The 15,820-nt window shown below is 64.3% G+C and carries 16 protein-coding genes; 7 read left to right on the plus strand and 9 right to left on the minus strand.

The window, feature by feature from the left end:
• Window positions 1-218 precede the first annotated feature (218 nt).
• Complete coding sequence (locus QA643_RS38025; protein ID WP_283030963.1) at window positions 219-968, plus strand: DUF4167 domain-containing protein; 750 nt, start codon at window positions 219-221, stop codon at window positions 966-968.
• Between the two features lie 162 nt (window positions 969-1,130).
• Here the strand turns inward: QA643_RS38025 and QA643_RS38030 are convergent, their stop codons facing one another.
• Entirely contained in the window at window positions 1,131-1,877 is a 747-nt protein-coding gene (locus QA643_RS38030; RefSeq protein WP_283030965.1) for a methyltransferase domain-containing protein, read from the minus strand.
• Window positions 1,878-1,997: 120 nt separating this feature from the next.
• Between QA643_RS38030 and gloB the strand changes: the two genes are divergently transcribed.
• Window positions 1,998-2,765: a hydroxyacylglutathione hydrolase gene (gene gloB, locus QA643_RS38035; protein ID WP_283030967.1), complete on the plus strand. Its 768-nt coding sequence runs from the start codon at window positions 1,998-2,000 to the stop codon at window positions 2,763-2,765.
• A gap of 5 nt (window positions 2,766-2,770) precedes the next feature.
• Window positions 2,771-3,199 (plus strand): cupin domain-containing protein, encoded by a 429-nt coding sequence (locus tag QA643_RS38040; protein ID WP_283035062.1) that lies wholly within the window; start codon window positions 2,771-2,773, stop codon window positions 3,197-3,199.
• Between the two features lie 76 nt (window positions 3,200-3,275).
• On the opposite strand, the gene QA643_RS38045 is transcribed toward QA643_RS38040, so the two are convergent.
• The 3 genes from QA643_RS38045 to QA643_RS38055 form a co-directional block, all read right to left on the minus strand.
• The gene (locus QA643_RS38045) at window positions 3,276-4,148 is read right to left on the minus strand and encodes an EamA family transporter (RefSeq protein WP_283030969.1); all 873 of its coding nucleotides are present in this window, start codon (window positions 4,146-4,148) and stop codon (window positions 3,276-3,278) included.
• A 158-nt stretch (window positions 4,149-4,306) separates the two neighbouring features.
• Window positions 4,307-5,032, minus strand: coding sequence for an acetoacetyl-CoA reductase (gene phbB, locus QA643_RS38050; RefSeq protein ID WP_283030971.1), 726 nt, complete (start codon window positions 5,030-5,032; stop codon window positions 4,307-4,309).
• Between the two features lie 240 nt (window positions 5,033-5,272).
• On the minus strand, window positions 5,273-6,451 hold the full coding sequence (locus QA643_RS38055) for an acetyl-CoA C-acetyltransferase (RefSeq protein ID WP_283030973.1): 1,179 nt from the start codon (window positions 6,449-6,451) through the stop codon (window positions 5,273-5,275).
• Between the two features lie 317 nt (window positions 6,452-6,768).
• Here QA643_RS38055 and phaR point away from each other — a divergent pair, with 317 nt between their 5' ends.
• A complete protein-coding gene (phaR, locus tag QA643_RS38060) occupies window positions 6,769-7,368 on the plus strand; it encodes a polyhydroxyalkanoate synthesis repressor PhaR (RefSeq protein WP_283030975.1) in 600 nt (199 codons plus the stop codon).
• 340 nt (window positions 7,369-7,708) lie between these two features.
• On the opposite strand, the gene QA643_RS38065 is transcribed toward phaR, so the two are convergent.
• Entirely contained in the window at window positions 7,709-9,409 is a 1,701-nt protein-coding gene (locus QA643_RS38065; protein ID WP_283030977.1) for a bifunctional diguanylate cyclase/phosphodiesterase, read from the minus strand.
• Between the two features lie 232 nt (window positions 9,410-9,641).
• On the opposite strand from QA643_RS38065, the gene QA643_RS38070 reads away from it, so the two are divergent.
• Window positions 9,642-9,929 carry a hypothetical protein gene (locus QA643_RS38070; protein ID WP_283030979.1) on the plus strand — a complete coding sequence of 96 codons (288 nt, stop codon included), beginning with the start codon at window positions 9,642-9,644 and terminating at the stop codon, window positions 9,927-9,929.
• A gap of 65 nt (window positions 9,930-9,994) precedes the next feature.
• Here QA643_RS38070 and QA643_RS38075 read toward each other — a convergent pair whose 3' ends face one another.
• The 3 genes from QA643_RS38075 to mtgA all read right to left on the minus strand — a co-directional run bounded on the left by QA643_RS38075 (window position 9,995) and on the right by mtgA (window position 11,939).
• On the minus strand, window positions 9,995-10,801 hold the full coding sequence (locus QA643_RS38075; RefSeq protein ID WP_283030981.1) for a hypothetical protein: 807 nt from the start codon (window positions 10,799-10,801) through the stop codon (window positions 9,995-9,997).
• Window positions 10,802-10,933: 132 nt separating this feature from the next.
• Complete coding sequence (gene rpmF, locus QA643_RS38080; protein ID WP_024509484.1) at window positions 10,934-11,116, minus strand: 50S ribosomal protein L32; 183 nt, start codon at window positions 11,114-11,116, stop codon at window positions 10,934-10,936.
• A gap of 115 nt (window positions 11,117-11,231) precedes the next feature.
• Window positions 11,232-11,939, minus strand: coding sequence for a monofunctional biosynthetic peptidoglycan transglycosylase (gene mtgA / locus QA643_RS38085; RefSeq protein ID WP_283030990.1), 708 nt, complete (start codon window positions 11,937-11,939; stop codon window positions 11,232-11,234).
• Window positions 11,940-12,125: 186 nt separating this feature from the next.
• Here mtgA and QA643_RS38090 point away from each other — a divergent pair, with 186 nt between their 5' ends.
• Both QA643_RS38090 and QA643_RS38095 read left to right on the plus strand, forming a co-directional pair.
• On the plus strand, window positions 12,126-13,046 hold the full coding sequence (locus tag QA643_RS38090) for a polyprenyl synthetase family protein (RefSeq protein WP_283030992.1): 921 nt from the start codon (window positions 12,126-12,128) through the stop codon (window positions 13,044-13,046).
• Window positions 13,047-13,279: 233 nt separating this feature from the next.
• Window positions 13,280-13,960, plus strand: a complete 681-nt coding sequence (locus tag QA643_RS38095) for a DUF1345 domain-containing protein (RefSeq protein ID WP_283030994.1) — start codon at window positions 13,280-13,282, stop codon at window positions 13,958-13,960.
• A gap of 64 nt (window positions 13,961-14,024) precedes the next feature.
• On the opposite strand, the gene QA643_RS38100 is transcribed toward QA643_RS38095, so the two are convergent.
• Complete coding sequence (locus QA643_RS38100) at window positions 14,025-15,809, minus strand: caspase family protein (RefSeq protein ID WP_283030996.1); 1,785 nt, start codon at window positions 15,807-15,809, stop codon at window positions 14,025-14,027.
• Between the last annotated feature and the right edge of the window lie 11 nt (window positions 15,810-15,820).

Genomic DNA, 15,820 nt, shown 5'->3' on the forward strand with positions numbered 1-15,820 from the left:
AGACGATTAGGCTGATTTTGGCAGGCTAAACGATTTGGTCCGGCACGCGGCTGATTCGCGGCCGGTTGGGGAACGCGTCTTTGCTGAACGCGATGGTTGGCGACATCGATGACATGAATTCGAACGGCATCGTGATTCGGTGCGCCTTCGCGCGCGCCGCAAAGGCTCGGGCTAGCTAGGCAACGGAATAATTTCAGGGCTGGAATAGAAGGCGAGACATGAGAAACGGTCAAAACAACAAGCGGATGCGTAACCGGAATAACAACAATAACAACAATAATAACCGGCGTGGTCAAAACCCGATGACCCGGGTGTTCGAATCGAACGGCCCCGATATCAAGATCCGCGGCACCGCCTCGCATGTTGCCGAAAAATACGTCCAGCTGGCACGCGATGCGCGCTCTTCGGGCGATCCCGTCGCCGCCGAGAACTACTACCAGCACGCCGAACATTATTTCCGCCTGATCGCTGCCGCGCAGGAGCAGTTCCGGCAGAACCAGCCGCAGCCGCGCATCGACGCCGACGTGCAGCCGACCGAGGATAGCGAGGACGACGGCGAGAGCTTCTCGCATTTCGGCCAGGAGCCGGGCTTCGTCCCGCAGCAGCCGCAGCCCTATATCCGCGACAACAATCAGCGCGATCGCGGCGACGGCCAACCCTACCAGCGCGAACAACAGCAGCCGCGCGAACATCGCGGTGACCGTGACCGTGACCGCGAGCACCGTCCCCAGCCGCAATATCAGCCGCAGCCGCAACCGCAGCCGGTGATTGCCGATACCGGCGGCGTCGACCGCCTGCCCTCCTTCATCACCGGCCCGCAGCCGCAGGTGAACGGTGCGCCCGGCGGTTATGAAGAGGGCGGCCGTGGCGAACGCTTCCCGCGCCGTCGCCGCCGGCCGCACGGCCCACGCCCCGACATGGCCGCGCCGGCCGCCCCGAGCGAAGATTTCAATCCGGGGAATGAGTAGGTAGATTTTACTCAGTATCTCGTCGTCCCGGCCAAGCGAAGCGCGAGCCGGGACCCATACGCCGCGGCCTCTCATTGAGGCATGCGGAGCGGCGATCTTTTTCAATCAACTATCGCCTGGGGTTATGGGTCCCCGCGTTCGCGGGGACGACGTGTTGAGAGATCACGCCTTATCCCGCGTTGCCGTCGATGACGGCACCAGCACCGGCTCCAGCGATGGAATCAGCCGCGTGCGCTCGCGGCCCGCGGGGATCGCGCGATAGACCTGCTTGGTCGCTTCCACAATATGGACGCCGGCAAACGGCAGCGACAGCGCGGCGCCGACGCGCTCCCATGCCATCGCCGAGCGCAGGAACCAGCTGTTGCCGACCGGCGGCAGAAACAGTGCCTCGCCCCATGATGCCGGCGTGAACCAGGTCTGCCGCAGCAATTGCGTGATCTGCGCCCGCGAATAGGGACGGCCGTGGCCGAACGGCGTGTTGTCGGTGCGCGTCCACACACCGCGCCGGTTCGGAATCACCGCGATCAGCCGCCCGGACGGCGCCAGCACGCGCCAGACCTCGCGCAGCAGGCGCTCCGGATCATCTGACATTTCCAGCGAATGCACGAGCAGGATCCGGTCCACCGCCGCGTCCGGCAGCGGCATCGAGAATTCATCGATCAGGGTCGCCAGCGCCGGCCGCGCCGTCGGCCATTTCAGCACGCCTTGCGCCGCCGGCATGAAGGCGATGCAGCGTTCGGCATCTTCACGAAACAGCCCGAGATAGGGCGTCGGATAGCCGAGCCCGAGCACGCGCTGCCCCGCCGCATCGGGCCAGCGCGCCCGGATGCCGCGGTTGATCAACAGCCGCGCCACGATGCCGAGGCGCTGCGAATAGAAGTCGCGGAGATCGATGACGTCGATGGTCATGGGCACAATCTACCACACCGTGTTTCGTTGCGGCGCAACGAAAATGGCATTGCCGCGCAAGCGTTAACGCCATATTTCTTTGGGATTAATAGGGCTGAAAGCCTAACGCACGGAGCTGTCATGGCCGCGGAAATTCGCACCTTCACCTGCCTCAGCGACAATTTCGGTTATCTGATCCACGATGTCGCGACCAAGGCCACCGCATCGATCGACGCGCCGGAGGCCGGGCCGATCATCAAGGCGCTGGAGCGCGAGGGTTGGACGCTGACCGACATTTTGATCACGCACCACCATCACGACCATGTCGGCGGCGTCGCCGAGCTGAAGCAGAAATATGGCTGCCGCGTCGTTGCCCCCAACGACAGGTCGACCAAGATCGCCAATGTCGACCTGCGCGTGGCCCATGGCGATGTGATCAAGGTCGGCAGCCTTTTGGCGCGGGTGCTGGAAACGCCGGGACATACGCTCGACCACGTCTCCTACGTGTTCGACAATGAAAAGGCGGTATTCGCCGCCGACACGCTGTTCTCGATCGGCTGCGGCCGCGTGTTCGAGGGCACCTATCCGATGATGTGGGATTCGCTGCTCAAGCTGCGCGCGCTGCCGGACGATTTCAAACTCTATTGCGGCCATGAATATACCGCCTCCAATATCAAGTTCGCGCTCACCGTCGACGGCGACAATCCCGCGCTGAAGGCGCGCGCCGAGGAAGTGGCGCGGCTGCGCGCCGAGAACAAGCCGACGATTCCCGTGCTGCTCGGCGAGGAGAAGAAGACCAACGTATTCCTGCGCGCCGACGAGCCGTCGGTGGCGGCGGCGCTGCACATGAAGGGCGCGAGCGCCGAAAAAGTGTTCGGCGAGCTCCGCGAACGCAAGAACAAGTCCTGATGGCGCTGCCGAAACAAGCCGCGGATATCATCGCGCGGCTCGACCTCAAGCCGCATCCGGAAGGCGGCTACTATCGCGAGACGTTTCGCGATGAAGGCGTGGATGCAGAGGGGCGCTCGCGGTCGACCGCGATTTATTTCCTTTTGGCGCGCGGCGAGCGCTCGCACTGGCATCGCATCGATGCTGTGGAGGTCTGGCACTATTACGCGGGTGCGTCGCTGACGCTGAAAATCGCTGACGATCATGGGCAGCGCAGCGTGACGCTCGGCGCGGATCTTGCGGCAGGCGAAGCGCCGCAGGCGATCGTCCCGCCGCACGCCTGGCAGGCCGCCGAGAGCAATGGCGACTGGACGCTGGTCGGCTGCACCGTTGCGCCGGGATTTGAATTCGCAAAATTCGAGCTGGCGCCGAAGGGCTGGGAGCCAATTTCGTAGGATGGGTAGAGCGAAGCGAAACCCATCAATTGCAACCACGCGGTGAGATGATGGGTTTCGCTTCGCTCTACCCATCCTACGGTCTCTTTCTCAACACCATATCCTTCGCTGCGATCAATCCGCCGCCGGCGATCAATATCGCGGCAATGGCAATCGTCGCCGTCGCTTGCGCGAAGCCAGCCAGAATGAGAAACGCCGTCGACAGCAGCGGCGTCGCGTAGGAAGCGGCGCCGAGCACGCGGATATCGCCGCGCTTCATGCCGATGTCCCAGACGAAGAACGCGGCGCCAACGGGGCCGACGCCGAGCGCGATGACCGCAAGCCACTGCCCGATCGTCTCCGGCCACACCGTGACCTCGACCATGCCGTGAACCAGCGCTGATAGCAGCGCGGTGGCGAGGCAGAAGCCGGCCACCGCATCGGTCGGCACCGCCTTGAGCCTGCGCGACATCACCGAATAGGCCGCCCAGACGAAGGCGGCGACAAAGGCTGCCGCCAGTCCCGGGATCTGGCCGGGCGCAAAGCTTGCGCCATTGCCGGCAAACAGCAGCACGGTGCCGATAAGCCCGAGCAGCGCGCCGATGACGTGATGCGGCGCCAGCCGCTCGCCCGGCAGCAGCGAGGAGAACAGCACGATCAAGAGCGGCCAGAGATAATTCAAGAGCCCGGCCTCGGCCGGCGGTGCAAAGCGCAGCGCGAGGAAATACAGCGCGTGATAGCCAAACAGGCCGCCGACGCCGACGACCCAGGCGACGGGCGATTGCTTTAAGGCCGCAAAGGCGGAGGGCCGGAAAAGAAAGCTCGCAAAGGCGACCAGCGCGCCGATCGCAAACGTCATAGCGGCGAGCTGGAACGCCGGAATCTTGCCAGTCGCAACCGTCAGCACGGACAATAGCGACCACATCAGGATCGCGGTCAGTCCGATCAGCGTAGCGGTGCGGAGTGTCATGGGCAAAATTCTTTCGTCATGGCCGGGCTCGTCCCGGCCATCCACGTCTTCCTTGCCGCTGGTTGTAAAGACGTGGATGCCCGGGACAAGCCCGGGCATGACGACTTTTTATGAGCCACTGCAACACGCAGCAGCAGCTCGGCAACGACGAAACGCGATCACACCATGTACTGCCCGCCGTTGATTGTCATGGTCGAGCCGGTGATGCCGCTGGCTTCATCGGCGGCGAGGAACACCACGGCCCGGGCGATCTCCTCGGGCTCGCCGAGGCGATTGACCGGGATCAGCGGCAGGATGCTCTTCTCCAGCACTTCCTTCGGCACCGCCTGCACCATCTCGGTGTTGATGTAGCCGGGGCAGATCGCGTTGACGGTGACGCCGCCCTTGGCGTTCTCGAGCGCAAGCGCCTTGGTGAAGCCGATGTCGCCGGCCTTGGCCGCGGAATAGTTGACCTGGCCGAATTGTCCCTTCTGGCCGTTGATCGACGAGATGTTGATGATGCGGCCGAACTTGCGGGCGCGCATGCCCTCGATCACCGGGCGCGTCATGTTGAACAGGGAGCCGAGATTGGTGTTGATGACCGCGTTCCACTGCTCGAGCGTCATCTTGTGGAAGGCGCCGTCCTTGGTGATGCCGGCATTGTTGACGAGCACGTCGATCGGCCCGAGATCGGCCTCGACCTTCTTGATGCCCTCAGTGCAGGCGTCGAACGAAGAGACGTCCCATTTGTAGACGGGAATGCCGGTCTCGGATTTGAATTTCTCGGCGGCGGCGTCGTTGCCGGCATAGCTTGCCGCAACCTTGTAGCCTGCAGCCTTCAGCGCCTTGCTGATCGCAGCGCCGATGCCTCGCGTACCCCCCGTAACCAATGCAACACGTGCCATGTCGTAGTCCTCCTTGGTAAACTCTCAGTACGCCGGAATTGTCCCGGTCTTTTGACGAATCTCAATTTTCCGTTCTTCGAGCGCGCTCTTGTGTTGAGCGTGCTTGTCTTGAAGCGCTCGTGGAAACGCCTGCACAAGATGAAAATGCCCGGCGCGAGACCGGGCATTTCATCTTTACCAATTCGAGCCGCGGTTGCGAGATGATCTTTTCATCATTCAACCGTTCACTCTGCCTTTAGTTCAGTCGCGTGCAACGCACATTGCGATACCCATGCCGCCGCCGATGCACAGCGTGGCGAGGCCCTTCTTGGCGTCGCGCTTCTGCATCTCGTGCAGCAGCGTCACCAGCACGCGGGCGCCCGAGGCGCCGATCGGATGACCGATCGCGATCGCGCCGCCGTTGACGTTGACTTTGGAAGTATCCCAGCCGAGGTCCTTGTTGACCGCGCAGGCCTGCGCCGCGAACGCCTCGTTGGCCTCGATCAGGTCGAGATCGCCGACGCTCCAGCCAGCCTTCTTCAGGGCCGTGCGCGAGGCCGGGATCGGACCCGTGCCCATGATCTTGGGGTCGACGCCGGCCTGGCCCCACGACACGATGCGGGCGATCGGCTTCTTGCCCTGCCTGGCAGCTTCCTTGGCGGTCATCAGCACGACGGCGGCCGCGCCGTCATTGATGCCCGAGGCGTTACCGGCGGTCACGGTGCCGTCCTTCTCGAAGGCCGCGCGGAGCTTGCCCATCGCATCCAGGGTAGCGCCATGGCGCGGATATTCGTCGGCGTCGACCACGACGTCGCCCTTGCGGGTCTTGATGGTGACCGGGGCGATCTCGTCCTTGAACTTGCCGGCCTTCTGTGCGGCCTCGGCCTTGTTCTGCGAGGCGACAGCGAACTCGTCCTGCTGGGCGCGGGTGATCTGGTACTGCTTGGCGACGTTCTCGGCGGTATTGCCCATGTGGTAGCCGTTGAAGGCGTCCCACAGGCCGTCCCTAATCATGGTGTCGACCAGTTCGAAGCCGCCCATCTTGACGCCGCCGCGCAGATATTGCGCATGCGGGGCCATGCTCATCGATTCCTGGCCGCCGGCGACGACGATCGAGGAATCGCCGTTGAGCAGCGCCTGATAGCCGAGCGCCACCGTGCGCAGGCCCGAGCCGCAGAGCTGGTTGACGCCCCATGCCGGGCTCTCCACCGGAATACCGGCGTTGATCGAGGCCTGGCGCGCCGGGTTCTGGCCCTGCGCCGCCGTCAGTATCTGGCCCATGATGACTTCGGAGACCTGGCCCGGCTCGATACCGGCGCGCTCCAGCGCGGCCTTGATGGCGACGGCGCCGAGGTCGTGCGCCGGGGTGGTGGCGAATGCGCCGTTGAAGCTGCCGACCGGGGTGCGGGCGGCGCTGACGATGACGACATCGTCTGACATGGACATCTCCTTATGGGTTTTCTTGGCTTGGGTTCTTCGACGGCGGGCGGGCCGGGGTGGCGAGCCTGTCTCTCACCTTATCCTGTTAACCCCATTGACCCATGTCAATCGGCCAACGCCCAAATTCCTGCCGCGGCGCATTCAAAATGATCCGCCTGAGGGTTTTGATAGCAGCGTCCATGCCTTGGAATTAACCGTGCCGCACAAAACGGTAGCCGAACCGCATTGAAAATGCTTACTTTGCTGCGTTTGCGTTGCTCGTCTGCCCGTTGGCGAAGCCGCCCGGGTTCCCGCTCTCGGTGTTATTGTGTGAGCTTATGGCAAAGTCAGAACAACCTACGACCATCAAGAAGTACGCCAACCGGCGGCTCTATAATACCGGAACCAGCACTTATGTGACGCTCGAGGATCTCGCAGCGATGGTGAAGGAAGGCGAGGATTTTCTCGTCTACGACGCCAAGACCGGTGATGACATTACCCGCCAGGTGCTGGCGCAAATTATTTTCGAGCAGGAAAACAAGGCTGGACAAAATCTGTTGCCGACGACGTTCCTGCGCCAGTTGATCCGCTTCTACGGCGACAGCATGCAGATGGTGGTGCCGAAATATCTGGAGCAGTCGATCGACACGCTGACGCGCGAGCAGGAAAAATTCCGCCAGCAACTCGCCAATACGTTCAGCGGCACGCCGTTCGCGCCGCTCGAAGAACATGTCCGCCGCAACATGGAATTGTTTCAGCAGACCTTCTCGATGTTCAAGCCGTTCGTGCCGCCCCGCCCGGGAGCCACTTCGACTGAGCTGGAAAAGGCGCCGGAGCCGGCGCCCGACGACGACAACATCGACGATCTCCGCCGCCAGATGAAGGACATGCAGGATCGCCTCGAGCGCATGTCGAAGGAAACAAAGAAGGAAGAGTGAGACTCTTCGAGCTCTCTCCTCTGTCGTCCCTGCGAAAGCAAGGGACCCATAGCCACCAGCGTTGATTGGTTAGTGAAGTCGTCTACCAGGTTGCCTCATTGATAGGCCGCAGCATATGGGTCCCCGCGTTCGTGGGGACGACGGCCGGAGAGTGCGTGCGCACGTCATCCCGCCACAACTCGTCATCCCCGCGAAGGCGGGGATCCAGTACGCCGGGAAGGCTGAGATCAATCCGATAGGCCGCTGCGTACTGGATCGCCCGGTCCCAGTGCGCAATTGCGGACAAGGCCGGGCGACGACAGTGGAGTTTGTTGCGCCCGATTGCCTCCGCCGGAGAGGACTACCCCGCCGCCGGCAGCGCCGTATCACCCGGCTTGCCCGGCACCAGCCATGGCCGGTCTGGCGAGGCGAGCCCGATCAGGCGGCCCTGGATGTAGTCGCAGCCCCATTCGCGCAGCATCACGGCGGCTTCCTCGTCCTGCACCCATTCCGCGACGGTCTTGATGTGCAGACGGTTTGCCAGATCGATCAGCGTGTGCACGAAGGCGCGGTCATCGGCGGAGCGTGCGATGTTCTGCACGAAGGCGCCGTCGATCTTCAAGATATCGACGCCGAGCTTGCGCAGGTTGCGGAATGAGGTGTAGCCGGCGCCGAAATCGTCGATCGCGATCTGGCTGCCGAAACTTTTCAGCCGCGTGATGAAGCCCCTGATATCGTCGATATCCTGGATCGCGACCGTTTCGGTGATCTCGACGATCAGCCGCTCGCCGACGCCGGGATGGGCCTGCATCAGCGATTCGATTCCCATCCACCAATCCGGATCCATGGTGGTGTCGGGCGAGATATTGAGGCTGAGCCGCACGTTCGGCGAGGCCGCGAGTTCAGCGACCGCAAGCTCGAGCACGCGGTGGTCGACCAGCCGGATCAGGCCGAGCCGTTCGGCGACCGGAACGATATCGGGCGCCAGCAGCGCCTGCCCGCCCGCCTGCTCCATCCGCACCAGGCACTCATAGAACGCCGGCTGCCGCGAGCGCGCCTCCACCACGGGCTCGAAGGCGGCGACGATCCGCCGGTCGTTCAGGGCGGTGACGATCTCGTCGGTGACGCGGATGTTGACGCGCCGCTGGGCATCGCGCTCGACGTTGGGCTTCCACAGTGAGAACGATCCGGCGCGGCGCCGCTTGGCGGCATCGAGCGTTTCCTGGGCGCGGTTGACGGCTTCATCGGCGTTGCGGGCGTGGCGCGGAATGGTGATCGCGCCGATCGAGGCCGTCACCGAGACGGGACCGGATTTGGTCGGGATCACCTCGTCGCGGATGCCGGTGAGGAAACGCTCGGCGGCGATATTGGTGTCGTCGACCGTGCAGTTGCGCAGGACCAGCCCGAACTTGTTGCCGGAGAACCGCCCGAGCACGTCGCCACCGCGCAGCTTGGCGCGGATGCGCTTGCCGACTTCGGCGATCACGGCATCCGCGACATCGAAGCCGAAGGCGTCGTTGATGCGCGCCAGGTGGTCGATGCCGATCAGCATGAAGACGCAGGACGATCGCAAGCGCATCGCCTCCTCGATGGCTTCCGCCAGCGAAGCGACGAGATGCGTGCGGTTGAGCTCGCCCGTCAGCGGATCGTGCCGCGACAGCCGCATCAGCTGCTCGTCGCGGGCGTGGCGCTCGTTGTTGATCCTGATGACGCCTTGCGCGCGCACCGGCTTGCCGTCGGGGCCTGCGAACCAGCAACCGGTCTCCTCGATCCAAAGCAGGGGCGCCGAGCTCGAGGCCCGCACGCCATATTCGATCCGGTAGGGGACGGCTTCGCCGCCCCGCGCCGGTCCCGATTGCGCGAGCGCGTCGTTGCGGATCGAACGTGTTGGCTCGATCAATCCGGCAAATCCGGCGCCGCTGGCCAGCGCTTCCAGAGGCAGGTCGACGAAAACAGCGCCAGCATTGTCGCTCCAGGCGATGGTGTCCGCCGTGAGGTCCCAGAGGAAGGTCGCCTGGCCGAGCGAGGCAAGGATACTGGAGGCTTGCGGGACAGGGGCCATCAGGACGCCTCGATTTGGGACACCACCGGGTGATTCCTCAAAAGTTGAGGATAGTGGCTGTTTCGAATGACAGGCTAGGCGAAGTTCATAAATAATCTGGAAACCATGTTTTGCGGACTTCGCTCACCCGGCGGGAACGAAACGGCGGGGCGCGGCATAGGGCTTGCGAGGTCAGATCGCAGTAGGGCGTTACGTCCCAAAACGTGACAGTTTAAGCCGGTTACGGTGTGCGATGCTGGATATCGACCGATCAGACGAAATCCTGGAAGGCGAGTTCGTCAGTCTCGACGAGCCGGCTTCGGTCGAGCTGGTGCCGGTCACCCAGTCCGTGCAGTGGACGCAGCGGACGGCGATACCGCGGCCCGATCCGACCTTCCTTGCGCAGCTGATCGCGACCGCCGACCAGGCCCCGCAAACCCGTAGCCTTCGGCGTGCCTCGCCGGCGGATGCGCAGGTGGCCTATGGCGCCAGCCGAGGCCGGCTCCGCGGTGCAGGCTTCCGGACGCGGCAAACCATCTAGAAAATTATCCTATCAGGTTCTGATGGATCAGAGCGGACGCGCACGCCGCTCGAAAACGGCGTGGATCAGCGCGAGGGCGTATCCGGCTTGTCCGGCGAAGGCGGGAAGCTTGAGCCGGGCTGCAACCTTGGCGAAGCAATCTCCGGGGGTGCGGCTTCGGGCGAGGACGCCGCCGGCGTAGGCGGCGCGGCCGGCTCCGGCGTCGCCGCCGATGCTGCCGGTTTCGGCTCGGGGTGCTCCACCGGTTGCGGTTCAGACGGCTTCGATTCGGCAGGTTTCGGTTCAGCCTGCTTCGCTTCAGCGGGTTTAGGTTCAGCCGGCTTCGGTTCAGGCGGCGCTGCAAGCACGGATTCGGCGACGGTGGCCGCCGCCGGAACGGCTAGCGCAGCAGGCGCGGCCGGTACCGGTGCGGGTTCGACCGCCGGCGCCTCAGCTTTCTCGACTGCCTTTGGCGGTGGGGCAGGCTCGGGCGACGGCGCAGGCGCCGCCGCGACGGGAACGGCACGCCGCCGGGTGCGCAAGGCAAGGCCAGACAGGAAGTCGACGAGCGCCAGTGCGGTCAGCAGGAAAAAGGTTGAGGTACCGAACTTCTGCCACATCACGAATTCCGCCGCTGCCGCGCCGAACACGATCAGCGAGAGCAAGTGGTCCGTAAGGTATTTTGCGCCGGGCCGTGCACCCTTGATGACTTCCGCCAGCAGCAGCAGGATGCCGAGCGTCAGCAGCACGTCGCTCAGCGTCACCTTCCATTCCGCCCCCGACATCAACGCCAGCTTCACCAACGGAGGATCGGTGAACGAGACGTCCGGCATCAGGAAGACGATGATGTTGTAGATCGCGAGCGGAATCAGAAGCAGCGGAAAACCGACCATGGGTCGCGCCTTGCTATAAACCGGATTGTCCCCGGGCAAAGCACTGCTTCGCCCCCATGGGAACCGTTGGCCCACTCGTTGGCCAAATTCGGGCAGACGCCACGTCCAGCGGCGTCTTATCCCCGAATCCGATCAGGATTCCTTCTTCTTCAGAACCTGGCGGCCCTTGTACATGCCGGTCTTCAGGTCGAGGTGGTGCGGACGGCGCAGCTCGCCGGAATCCTTGTCCTCGACATAGGTCGGCTTCTTCAGCGCATCCGCCGAGCGGCGCATGCCACGCCGCGAGGGCGATGTTTTTCTTCTCGGAACGGCCATAACGGTCCTCTAGGGGTGTTGTCGGAGGCATCGTCCAAACCGGACGGCCCGGCGCGTCGGGCGCGGGCTGCGATGCCGATAAGGCCGCGCTTATAGAGGATGGAGTGACGTAAAGCTAGGGCAGCTTGCGGTTAAAAGGGCCGGAAATTGGCTCAATAGCCCGATTTTCGCTCCAGCAACGCTGCACGGCGTTCGCCCGCGCCGCATAGGTTCCGGCCAGACGACGCACGCCGGGGCCGGGGTTGCGCGCGCTTCGCCTGACGGGGTTGGGCAGGATGGCCGCCAGCAGGGCGGCCTCCCGCGGCGAGAGCGTCGCCGCCGAACGGCCGAAGGCGTAGAGGGCGCCGGCTTCCGCCCCGAACTGCCCGGACGGGCCGAGTTCGGCGATGTTGAGGTAGATTTCCAGGATCCGCTGCTTGGGCAACACCAAATCGATCCACATCGCCAGCGGCAGTTCCAGCGCCTTGCGGACCACGCTGCGGCCCGGCCACAGGAACAGGTTCTTGGCCACCTGCTGGGTGATGGTCGAGCCGCCGCGGGCAGGCTCGCCATCCTCGGCATCGTCGATCGCGTCCCGCAATGCGTCCCAGTCGACACCGCGATGGCTGCAGAATCTGGCATCCTCGGAGCCCACCACCGAGCGCGGCAGATAGGGCGACATCGCGCCAAACTCGATCCATTGCCGCGTGACCTGCGCGCCCTTGAGCCAGCGCCAGGCCATCAGCGTCGAAACCGGGTGACCGGTACGGTAGAGCGGCGTCACCAGATAGGGCAGCAGCAGCACCGCGAGCAGGATCAGCAGTAAAATTCGGACAATCCGCAAAATTGATGCTTCCGATTCTGCCCAAGCCGGCCTCCGACCGATCAATAGGCCCCGCCTACGTGACATCTCCATGATATTTCGTGGTTTTTCCAGCCCCTTTTAAGGCGCTGTGATCCTCGTCATGGAATTGACGAAGCGCCCGCCATCAAACATTGTCCGGGCCAAATTGATCTGGAGCTATTCTTAATGTCGACCGCAACTGCCGATTTTGCCAAACGACTGGACCAGACCGCTGACGACACCGAAGCCCTTCTGGCCAAGCTGTTGTCCGACGAGCTGCTGCCCGATGAGATCGCGCGGCCGAAGCGGCTGATGGAAGCGATGCGCTATTCCAGCCTTAACGGCGGAAAGCGGCTGCGGCCCTTTTTGGTGGTCGAAAGTTCCGCCGTGTTCGGCGTTCCGCGTGAGGCCGCGCTGCTGGTCGGCGCCGCGCTCGAATGCATCCATTGCTATTCCCTGATCCATGACGATCTGCCCGCGATGGACAACAGCGATTTGCGCCGGGGACGGCCGACGCTGCACAAGAAGACCGACGATGCCACCGCGATCCTCGCCGGCGACGGCCTGTTGACGCTGGCCTTCGACATCGTCACCCGCGACGAGATCCACAAGGACGCTACCGTCCGCCTGCTGCTGACGCGGGCGCTGGCGCGCGCCTCCGGCATCGGCGGCATGGTCGGCGGCCAGATCCTCGACCTTGCCGGCGAGGGACGGTTCGGTGACCGCGAGCCGGTCGACGTGGCGCGGTTGCAGCAGATGAAGACCGGCGCGCTACTCCGTTACGGCTGCATCGCCGGCGCGATCCTGGGACAGTCTTCTCCGAGCGAATATCAGGCGCTCGACGATTACGGCCGTGCGCTCGGTGAAGCCTTTCAGATCGCCGACGACCTGCTCGACGTCGAGGGCGACGCCGCCGCGCTCGGCAAGCCGGCCGGCGCCGATGCCGCGCTCGGCAAGACCACCTTCGTCACCCAGCTCGGCATCGACGGCGCCAAGCAGCGCGTCCGCGACCTCTTGGCGCGCGCCGATTCCGCGCTGTCGATCTTCGGCGCAAAGGGCGACATCTTGCGGGCCGCCGCCCGCTTCGTCGCGGAGCGCAAGAATTAGAGCTGTGGTGAGATTTGGTTTGATTGCGACCACGAAGGAGGTGCGCTCCCTCTCCCGCTTGCGGGGGAGGGCTGGGGTGGGGGTGCTTCCCCGGGCGACACTGCCCGAGTGGAGAGACCCTCACCCGGCGCTTCGCGCCGACCTCCCCCGCACGCGGGAGAGGTGAAGCGCGTCTGCGGCTAATTCACCTAACCAAAACCATCATGCTCTAGCGCATCGGAAAGGCAGACTGGATGGACAAGGAATTCGAAGACCACCTTGTTCGCTTCCGGAACCTGCCGCTGCCGGTTCGCGTCGTCTACGGACGGCCGCGGACCTTCATCGCGATCGCGCTCGGCGTTGTCGTGTTCTTCCTGCTGCCGGACACAAGGCGGCTCGCGACGCGTCTCATCATCGGCTGGGATGTCTTCGCCGCGCTCTATCTCGTGCTCGCCTATGTCCTGATGCTGCGCTGTGACGTCAGCCATATCAGGCGCAGCGCGGTGTTGCAGGATGACGGGCGTTTCCTGATCCTGCTGGTGACCGCGTTCGGCGCGCTCGCCAGCCTTGGCGCGATCGTATTCGAGCTCGGCGCTTCCAAGGGCAACAAGGCCGGGCTGATCCTGGCGACGGTAACCATTGCCTTGTCGTGGGCCCTGGTACACACCGCCTTTGCGCTGCACTACGCGCATGATTTCTACCGCGGCAAGAAGCCCGGAGGACTGCAGTTTCCAAGCGGCGATAAGCAGGCCGAGGCGGATTATTGGGACTTCGTCTACTTCTCGTTCGTGATCGGCATGACCGCGCAGGTTTCCGATGTCGGCATCACCGACAAGATTATCCGGCGCACCGCAACCGTGCACGGCATCGTCTCGTTCGTGTTCAACACCGCGCTATTGGCATTGATGGTGAATATCGCGGCGAGCGTGATTTGAAAAAGACAATTGGCCCCGCTGTTGCGGGGCCGATGTCGTCAACTTGATCCGATGCCGGCTGCCGTTACGGGCACACGCCCGACATGATGGCCTGGTAGCCATTGCAGCCCTGCTGGCGTTCAAGGCCAGTGAGCGGACGGCCATTGGCGCCGATGCTCGGATCCTTTCCCTGATAACGTCCGGCGGTGGCCTGTCCGACCTGCGGCCCCCGATAGGATCTGGGTTCCGGGCCGTACGATCTGGCTTCGCGCGGCTGCCGCGGTTCGGGCCTTTCGCGCGTCGCGACCGGCTTCTTGGCGCGGCGCTTTTCGCATTCATTGTCGTCGTTGAGGAACGAGCCCTCGGCGCAGACGATCTTGGTGCAGCGCTCGCCCTCGGCCTTGAAGCCATGCTCGCAGACCAGCGGGCAGACGCGGGATGATTTCAGCTTGATCGTATCGAGCGTATCGACGCTGGCGACCTTGGTGTCGAGCTTGGTGCCGGCGTAGCGGTTGAACTGCGTCAGCGAGCGCTGCGAGGAGCTGTTCCAGTTACCGTCGGCATTGCCGGTCAGGCAGCCGACGCGGCGCAGTTCTGCCTGCACCGACTTGGTGACGTCGGCCTGCGGCGGCCCCGCGGCAAGAGCAGCCACGTTCATCGGCTTGTCGGCGGGTGCCGGAGCCTTGTCGGCGGCGCTTTCGGCGGCGACACGCTTCTGCTCGGCCGCGGCCGCCTGCTCCTGCGCGACCTGCTTGGCCTTTTCGGCCGCGAGGCGCGCCTGCTCGGCGGCCTTGGCTTCCGCTTCGGCCTTTGCCTGTTGCGACTTCTGGGCGCCTTCGGCTGCGAGCCGCGCCCGCTCCTGCTCGGCGACACGCGCTTTCTCGGTCGCCGCGACGCGTGCGTCCTCGGCGGCGATCTTGTCGAGCTGAAGTTTCGCCAGGCTGGCGTAGAAGCCATCGGGATATTGCGCGAGGAAAGCATTGAGCGCGCTCTTGTTGCCGATTTGCAGCGCGAGCTCGTAGTCGCGGAGGGCTTCGGCCTGCGCGCTGAGCGCGGGCGCCGCGGGGGCGGCCGCGGCAGGCGCCGGGCGGGGCGCCGGCACCAGCGGCACGTCTTCGCCGCCGAGCGAGCCATACACGAACGGTTCCTGGCGGTTGTTGGTGGTCTTGAGCACCTCGTCGCGGACAAAGCCGAAGGCGCGGCGCACGTCGAGCCCGGGCTTCGTCAGGTGGCGCGACAGTGCCGATGTGAACGGGCTGTTGTTGCCGTCACCGTCGGCCGCGGTGGAACCGGCCTTCGCCGAATAGGCGATCAGGACGTTCGGGCTGGTCGGCTCGACCTTGGCGAGGCCCTGCCCGATCGCACGCGACGCGACGGTGCGCTTCATGGTCCGCGAGAACGGGTTGTCGCGGCAGGCGTCGAGGATCACGAGGCGCAGCTTCTTGGCCGGCTCGATCGCGATCAGAACACGATCCAGTGAGAAGGCCTCGTCATAGACGTCGGTGTCGCGCTCCAGCCGGGCATCGACCGGAATCAGGTAGTTCGCGCCGTCGACCTCGATGCCGTGGCCGGCGTAATACACGACGGCGATATCGGCATCGCGGGCGCGATCGGCGAAATCGCGCAGCGCCCGGCGGGTTTCCGCTGCCGCGAGGTCGCGGCGGGAATCGACCACGTCGAAACCGGCATCTTTCAGCGTCGCTGCGATCTTCGAACTGTCGTTCACGGGATTGGCGAGGGGTGCGACGTTCTGGTAGTTGGAATTGCCGAGCACCAGCGCCACGCGCTTCTCGGCAAAAGCCGGCCCGCTCACGAACAGGACGGCGGCCGCTGCCGCGGCCCATCGAAGCAATTTTAGCGATCCAGACATCGTCATGACTC

The organism is Bradyrhizobium sp. CB3481, from assembly GCF_029714305.1.
Lineage (GTDB): Bacteria > Pseudomonadota > Alphaproteobacteria > Rhizobiales > Xanthobacteraceae > Bradyrhizobium.